The sequence below is a fragment of the Caballeronia glebae genome, from assembly GCF_001545035.1.
GTDB lineage: Bacteria > Pseudomonadota > Gammaproteobacteria > Burkholderiales > Burkholderiaceae > Caballeronia > Caballeronia glebae.
Window position 1 is genome coordinate 1 of the sequence record NZ_FCOJ02000176.1, and the last position, 1,010, is coordinate 1,010.

Annotated in this window: 1 protein-coding gene; it reads left to right on the forward strand. The window is 47.2% G+C overall.

Annotated features, from left to right (window positions below; genetic code table 11):
* The first annotated feature begins 32 nt into the window (after nt 1–32).
* Nucleotides 33–761 (forward strand): T6SS immunity protein Tli3 family protein, encoded by a 729-nt coding sequence (locus AWB82_RS37520; RefSeq protein ID WP_143757005.1) that lies wholly within the window; start codon nt 33–35, stop codon nt 759–761.
* Nucleotides 762–1,010 lie beyond the last annotated feature (249 nt).

A 1,010-nucleotide genomic window follows, 5' to 3' on the forward strand; every position in this document is an offset into this window, starting at 1 on the left:
CGTAAAAAACTAAACGAAACGGTATACACCCCATGAAACGTTTGCCATTGATAGTGCTATCTTGTTTAACGATTCTGGCAGCGTGTCAGCAAACACAGATGCCAGATACAGGGCGTTACACGTATAGTGACATGCCGTTGCCAAACGCGAAGCCCGCGTTGATGATTTCCGAGAACTGGAAAAAATACAATACACCCCCTCAGATAATTTACAAAATTGATGGCCATCGCTTCATTACACTGGAAAGCTACGACAATTGTTCGGGCGAGACTTGGTACAACGACACGAAGAGCGGCGTGAGGACGAGAGTCGGCCATACGTCGCCGAACGGATTTTTAGGAAAGCTGATAATTGATGATCAGACGGGGATGAATGTTGCTGTTCCAACAGTTACAACTGGTTCGTGTGGCGATCGAGGATGTAGAAACTACCTCGCCTACTCGACAGACGGAGGCAAGTCATTTAACTGGCTTCAATACGACAGTGATCACATTTCCTTTGATTCTGTCAAAAGTTCTAAAGACTATTCCTTTTATGTGACCAGCGATTCTCTTTATGTAACGAAGAAATGGGGGAATTTTGGGAACGACTTAATAGATCGCTATCCGTTGAGGCTGGGTTACGTATATGGGAAGAATGCAAAATTACCAGAGGGAGTGAGTATTCAATTTGGTAGTACCTTGCCTAAAGGTTTGCGGACACCCTCCGGCCAAGACCACTACATTTGTGATGCATCGATCCTGCCAACGAACGGCGACTAGGACGAACTAAACTGTACGGTCGCAGCGTATGGCCTCGGTGTTCTTGACTGAACGCAACCATATGTAAGGCCCCACTCCAAGAGTCCGGGATCGGTTCATCAACTGGAAAAGCAAGTGAGGAACGATCCCTATGCAACTGGACCGACCATGCGAACAGAAAACCACGATGAAGTGATTAAGCGGTACGAGGAGTATCAGCCGATGCCGACCAACCATAGCACGCTGCCGCAACATCATGAGTTCATGAGC